Below are 6,000 nucleotides of genomic sequence, written 5' to 3' on the forward strand. Positions count from 1 at the left end.
TCCGCCCAGCGTCCCTGGCCGATGTCATTGCGGTTCCTCTCCTCATGTTTCCTGGAAGGGCGTGGCGGTTCAGGGCGCTTCCCGCGTGCCGCGGTCGAAGTGTTCGACCAGCTCAGTGGCACAGAGATCGGGGTCGAGTCCAGCGGACAGGAGCGGGGCCATACTGTCGATCGAGGCTCGCAGCGCCGCCGCCATCACGTGTGGATGGAACGGGCGGAAGGCCCCGGTGCGCTGCCCCTCGGTGAATAAGTGGGCCAGCCGATTCTGCGATTCGCTGTGGTGGCGTTCCCAGTCACTCAGACCACCGTTGAGAAGGATCTGTCGCAGTACCCTTACCTGCGGTGAGTGACTGGCGATGAACATCACGTTCGCGCGGATGACGGTAGCGAGCAGTTTGCGTGCGCCGGTCACGGCGTCGAGGGCGGCCCCTATGTAGGTTTCGCTGTCGGCGACGATTTGGTCGGCGACCGCTGCGAACAACTCGTCCTTGCTGGAGAAGTGGTAGGTGATCAAGCGTTTACTGCTGAGCCCGGCCTCGATGCAGATGGCTTCGAATGTGGTGGCCTGGTAGCCGCGCTCGGCAAGCAAGGTGATTGCGGCGCGGGTGATCTGTTCACGGCGGGCCGCTGTCGCCGCCTGACGGGTAGTCATGACCACCGCACCTACTTACCGATCGTGATGCAGGCACGGCGGGCAGCGTCTCGACAGCCAAGAATGTTATCCATGCGGATAAGCTTATCCGCATGGATAACATAGGGCAAGTCGTCTCGGGCACCGACGGCACGCGCCGTGACAGCGTGGCAACTCCAGCCGATCGCGAGCGTCGCGGAGAAGTCCTCATGAGCGATCGCGATCGGACCGAGAAACTGCAGCCAAAAAGTGTCCTCTGTGGATTGTCAAGGCGCGGCCCGGACCTGATACGCCGCGCGAAGCCTCTGGCTTGAAGCTCGCAAAGCAGATCTCACGACTTCAAGAAAGAGACTCGGTCACGCCCCTTTGCCTTACCCCTCAATAGGTCCGCATTACGGGCGGCGGGAGGCCCTCCTGATGCAGGTACTGTCGTTGCCACTCCTGCCCGGCGGACCGGCACTCTGTCCACATCGAATTCTTTGGGCTTCAGCTGACACAGCCGCTGGACGCATGGGTGCGTAGCCGTCGGGGGTACCAGCAGGACCTCCCTTCGCCCGCGGACAGGGCCTAGGGTGAGGGGGTGGTCAAGATCGATCTGCGCACTGAGATCAAGGAGTTCCTGAGCTCGCGTCGCGCGCGGATCACGCCCGAGCGGGCCGGACTGCTCGCCTACGGCGGCAATCGCCGGGTCAAAGGTCTGCGGCGCGAAGAGGTAGCTCTGCTGGCGGGGGTATCGGTCGACTACTACGTGCGCATGGAGCGCGGCAGCCTCACCGGCGCCTCCGATGGCGTGCTTGACGCGTTGGCCGCTGCCTTGCAACTTGACGAGGCTGAGCGCGATCACCTCTTCCACCTCGCGCGGCAGTCCAGAACGCCCAGCGGTCCACGCCGCCGTCGACCCGCTGTGACGGTGCGTCCGGCGCTTCAGCAGGTGCTCGATGCCATCACTGATGCGCCGGCTTGGATTTGCAACGGCCGTTATGACGTGCTGGCCATGAATCACCTTGCCCGCGCACTGTATTCACCGGTGCTGGCCGACACGCGGCGGCCGGCACCGGTGAATACCGCGCGGTTCGTGTATCTGGATCCCGAAGCGGCGAGAACGTTCTTCGTCGACTATGACCGAATCGCCTGCGATGTGGCCGCGAAACTACGCATGGAAGCCGGCCGCAATCCGCACGACGAGGAGCTGATCGCCCTGGTCGGTGAGTTATCGACACGCAGTGAACTTTTTCGGCAGCGGTGGGCATCTCAGGACGTTCGGCTCCACCGGTCCGGACGCAAGCGCCTGCACCATCCGGTAGTGGGCCGGCTCGACCTGGACGTCGAGTCGATGGATCTGCCCGCCGACCCCGGCCTGCTCCTGAACGTCTACACCGCGCCCGCCGGCACGGCGACCGCGGACGGCCTGGCCCTCTTGGCGTCGTGGGCGGCCGGCCAGGTGAGGCCGACGACCGAGATTCAAGCACTCAGCTGATATTCCCACCTTTTCAGTCCGTCCGAGTCAGCGGTGAACGATCCGCCGACCTGAGTTTCGCCGGTGGCGATATCGGCCCGGCCAGGCAGGGCGCGGCTCTACCGTGGGCGCATGAGCTCACCGATCACGGGCACCGCCGCCGGCGTTCCGTTCACCGCGTTACCACCGGACGGCGACAAGACAGCGCCGCTGATCGTCACCTGGCACATGCTGGACGCGCCGAGGTCGGACGCCGCGTTCGCCGCCGCGCTGCCGATGAACGGCCTGCCCGCGTGGCGGGTGCATCTCGGGATGCCGATGTGCGGGGCACGCATGGTCGACGGCGCCATGGACGCCGGACTGGAGCTGATACGCGAGGACGTCCTGATGTCCTTCCTGCACGCCTTCGTCAAGCAGGCGACCGAGGAATTCCCCGAGGCGCTGGCCGCGATCCGGGCACAGCTGCCGGTCGACGACGGACCGATCGGGGTGCTCGGCGGGTCACTGGGCGGGGCCGTCGCGCTGCGCGTCCTCGCCGACACCGGTACCCCGATCTTCGCCGGCGCCGTCGTGAACGCCGCCATCCGGATGCGGTCTGTTGTCGGCCTCTTCCCCGGCGACTACCCGTATGACGCCGAGTCGGAGAAGGCCGTCGACAGCCTGGACTTCCTCCCCAAGGCCGGTGTCATCGCCTCTCGTGCGCCACTGCTGGTCGTCAGCGGCGAGCTGGATCATCCGGGGCTGCGTGCCGACGCGATCAGCCTCGCCGACGCGATGGGGGACCAGTCCGAGCTGCTGTCGATTCCCGGGCTGGAGCATCCACTCGCCGACGAGCCCGGTATCGAGCCCGCCCCGCAGCTGCCTCAGGCCCGGGCGGTGGACGCCGGCGTGACCGCCTGGTTCCGGCGCCACCTCGGGGTTTAGCTCACGACATCATGCCGCCGTCCACCCGCAGGACCGTGCCGGTGACGTAGGAGGCACGGTCGCTCAGCAGCCACGCGGCGGCGTTGCGGTTGTCGGACGCGGAACGCGATCACCTGCACCATCTCGCCAGCGCCCCGCCGGGACCGCCGCCTGGCCCGTCCCGAGAGGTCCGGCCGAGCATTCTCGCCCTCCTTCGGCGTCTTTCGCAGGCCGCGGCGATCGTGCTGTCCGCGACGTATGAGGTGCTCGCCTGGAACGATCTCGCCGCGGCCTTGATGGAGGACTTCTCCGCCCTGCCACGACGCGACCGCAACCTCGTCCGCCGCGCGTTCCTCGGGCCACGCCCGAACGGGAGGCGGCTGTACGGGGTGTCGGACGTCGACGAGTTCTCCGCGAGCGCGGTCCGGAACCTGCGTGCCACCGCCGGCCGCTACCCCGACGATCCGAGGTCACCGGGCTGATCCGTGAACTCACCGACAACAGCCCCGAGTTCGCCCGGCTGTGGGCCGCGCACGACGTGTGCTCCGCGCCGACACTGTGCAAGACGTTCCAGCACCCGATGGTCGGCCCGGTGTCGGTGAACTGCGACGTCCTCGACATCAGCGACCGGGACCAGCAGATCGTGATCTACACCGCCGAACCCGGCAGCCGGTCAGAGGAGGCGCTGCGGCTGCTCTCGGTCGTCGGGACGCACCGGATGGACGTCCCGCTCTGAGCCGACCGGCGGGTTTGTAGGTTCCCTCGATACCAGCGGGTCGATCCGCAGCGCGGTCGCCAGCGCGAACCGGCCGGCCGGATCGTCGATCGTGCCGCCGAACAGCGTCCGCAACTGCCGGATTCGGTACCGGACGGTCTGGACGTGGACATGCAGTTCGACGCCGATGGCCTGCGGCTGGTCCGGCCGCGCGAGCCACGCCGCGAGTGTCGCGGTGAGCCGGTGCCTCGCCGGTTCCGGTAGGCCGGCCAGTGGCGCGAGGACGTCCTTCGCGAACTCGGTGGCGAGTTCGGGGTCGGCGGTCAGGAGCAGGTCGATCCGGTGATCGGTGGTGTGCACGATCGTGCCGTCGCCGAGTGCGCCGGTCCGGGTCAGCCGCCACAACGCACTCGCCCGCCGGGCGCTGAGCGCGGCCGAGCGGAGCGGGACGACCGGGCCGACACCGGCTTGGTCACGGCCGAGCAGATCCCGCAGCCGGTCGAGATACCACTCGAGCCGGTCGACGGGCATCACCACGGTGGTGAGGTCGTCGTGACGGCCGATCAGCACCCGCCCCGGCATCCGGTCCAGCAGCCGAGGGGCGACGTCGGCGCTGGTGACGGCGATGACGAGCCGTGACGGCATCGCCCACGCGGCTTGGCTCGCGGCATCGTCGAGCACGTCACGGGCGGCCGCGGGTTCGGTCAGCAGGAGACCGAGAAGCCGGTCCCGCCGCGCCTGCCCGGCCCGTGCCGCCTGCGACCGGGCCTCGGCGTAGCCGTCGGCGGCCGCGGCAGAGAGTTCCGCGATGAAGGCGAACAGCGCCTCACCCAGTTCGACGATCGCCCGCGTCGGCAGGTCGACGGCCGGTGCCGCCGACGTGAGCTGCCGCCAGACACCCAGCGCGGCCGACTGGTAGAAGCCGAGCATCTCCTCCAGGCTGCGGCCCGCGGTGTGCTGGGCCCGGCCCTGCGCCCGGTAGACCTCGCGGTCGGTCACCCCGGTGTCGGGATGGCCGATCTCGCTGAAGAACGCGTCGAGCGCGACGTCGAGGGTGGTTTGGAGGTTCGCCGCCGTCCGATCGTCGAGCGGGGTCCGGAGCCCGGCCTTGACCTGTTCCATGGCGGCGGACGCGATCGCGGCGGTGTCCGGCTCCAGCCGGGTCAGCACCGAGGCGTCCAGCCGTCGCCATGGCTGTGCCGACGCCTTCGTCATAGAGGCAACCTACAAAACCCCGGACGAGAACGCGCGGCTGCGTTCTAGTGATTCACCCACCACCCGGCGGACGCTGTCCGCAGCATTCGCCGACGCATGCAGGAGGCCGCTGTGACACGTTCTCGCTGGGGAAGACTCGCTCGTATCGCCGCGGTGGCCGGCACCGCACTCACCCTCGTCGGCATCGGGACACCGGCCCTCGCCGAGGGGGAGCGCCAGGTGTACGTCGCGATGGGCGACTCGTTCTCGGCCGGATCCGTCGTCCTGCCGCAATCCGATCTGCTCACCTGCGCCCGGTCCGCGATCAACTACGCCGGGCTGCTGGCGAAGCAGCTCAAGGTCGACGTCCTGCACGACGTCACCTGTGGTGCGGCGACCACGGCTAACTTCCCGAACCCGCAGAAGGGCATCGTCTCCGGTACCAACCCGCCGCAGTACGACGCGCTCTCGGCCGACACGACGCTGGTGACGGTGGGGATCGGCGGCAACGACATCGGACTGGTCGGGCTCGCCACCTCGTGCGTCAACCTGATGCCGGCGGGTAACTCGTGCAAGGCGGCCAACACCGCGGGCGGCGTCGACAAGTACGCGACCAGGATCGACGCCTTCGCCGCGACCTACGGCACGGTCATCGAGACCATCCGGCAGCGCGCGCCGCGGGCCAAGATCGTCATGGTCGGCTACCCGACCGGTATCAAACCCGGCGGCTGCTGGCCGATCGTCCCGGTCCTGCCGCAGGACGCCGACTACATCCAGGGCAACATCGACCGGCTCAACACACGGATGGCCGAACAGTCCGCCGCCCACGACGCCTCCTACGTCGACATCCGGACGCCGAGCATCGGGCACGACGCCTGTCAGCTCATCGGCGTCAAATGGATCGAAGGGCTCATCCCATCGGTGGTGAACAACAGCTTCGCGCCGCTGCACCCGAACGCCGCCGGGCTGGCGGCCGTGGTGCCGAGCATCCGGAAAGTGCTGTAGCGGGGCCCCTCAAGAGAAGTACAGGAAGGCCCCCTTCCTTGCCGATCGTCACCATCCCGATGATCATCGCGATGATCGTGCACCGGAAGGCCTCGGC

At 68.3% G+C, this 6,000-nt stretch carries 6 protein-coding genes and 1 pseudogene; 4 read left to right on the forward strand and 3 right to left on the reverse strand.

Going from position 1 to position 6,000, the window contains the following annotated elements:
* Positions 1-69 precede the first annotated feature (69 nt).
* Positions 70-651 (reverse strand): TetR/AcrR family transcriptional regulator, encoded by a 582-nt coding sequence (locus AB0M65_RS19930; protein WP_364029277.1) that lies wholly within the window; start codon positions 649-651, stop codon positions 70-72.
* A gap of 559 nt (positions 652-1,210) precedes the next feature.
* Here AB0M65_RS19930 and AB0M65_RS19935 point away from each other — a divergent pair.
* Both AB0M65_RS19935 and AB0M65_RS19940 read left to right on the forward strand, forming a co-directional pair.
* A complete protein-coding gene (locus AB0M65_RS19935; RefSeq protein WP_364029279.1) occupies positions 1,211-2,107 on the forward strand; it encodes a helix-turn-helix domain-containing protein in 897 nt (298 codons plus the stop codon).
* A 111-nt stretch (positions 2,108-2,218) separates the two neighbouring features.
* On the forward strand, positions 2,219-3,010 hold the full coding sequence (locus AB0M65_RS19940) for an alpha/beta hydrolase (RefSeq protein WP_364029281.1): 792 nt from the start codon (positions 2,219-2,221) through the stop codon (positions 3,008-3,010).
* Position 3,011: 1 nt separating this feature from the next.
* On the opposite strand, the gene AB0M65_RS19945 is transcribed toward AB0M65_RS19940, so the two are convergent.
* Complete coding sequence (locus AB0M65_RS19945) at positions 3,012-3,080, reverse strand: hypothetical protein (protein ID WP_364029289.1); 69 nt, start codon at positions 3,078-3,080, stop codon at positions 3,012-3,014.
* A gap of 151 nt (positions 3,081-3,231) precedes the next feature.
* On the opposite strand from AB0M65_RS19945, the pseudogene AB0M65_RS19950 reads away from it, so the two are divergent.
* Positions 3,232-3,725, forward strand: a pseudogene (locus AB0M65_RS19950) (hypothetical protein).
* On the opposite strand, the gene AB0M65_RS19955 reads toward AB0M65_RS19950, so the two are convergent.
* Positions 3,663-4,919, reverse strand: a complete 1,257-nt coding sequence (locus AB0M65_RS19955) for a helix-turn-helix domain-containing protein (RefSeq protein ID WP_364029283.1) — start codon at positions 4,917-4,919, stop codon at positions 3,663-3,665. The pseudogene AB0M65_RS19950 and the gene AB0M65_RS19955 overlap by 63 nt on opposite strands.
* A 111-nt stretch (positions 4,920-5,030) precedes the next feature.
* Between AB0M65_RS19955 and AB0M65_RS19960 the strand changes: the two genes are divergently transcribed.
* Positions 5,031-5,903, forward strand: a complete 873-nt coding sequence (locus tag AB0M65_RS19960) for an SGNH/GDSL hydrolase family protein (protein ID WP_364029285.1) — start codon at positions 5,031-5,033, stop codon at positions 5,901-5,903.
* The last annotated feature ends 97 nt before the right edge of the window (positions 5,904-6,000 follow it).

This window comes from Amycolatopsis sp. NPDC051071 (genome assembly GCF_040682875.1).
Lineage (GTDB): Bacteria > Actinomycetota > Actinomycetes > Mycobacteriales > Pseudonocardiaceae > Amycolatopsis.

Bases quoted from the DNA above. Each gene is read 5' to 3' on its own strand.
- AB0M65_RS19930 (WP_364029277.1), bottom strand. From the start codon at position 651: ATGACTACCCGTCAGGCGGCGACAGCGGCCCGCCGTGAACAGATCACC.
- AB0M65_RS19940 (WP_364029281.1), top strand. From the start codon at position 2,219: ATGAGCTCACCGATCACGGGCACCGCCGCCGGCGTTCCGTTCACCGCG.
- AB0M65_RS19955 (WP_364029283.1), bottom strand. From the start codon at position 4,919: ATGACGAAGGCGTCGGCACAGCCATGGCGACGGCTGGACGCCTCGGTG.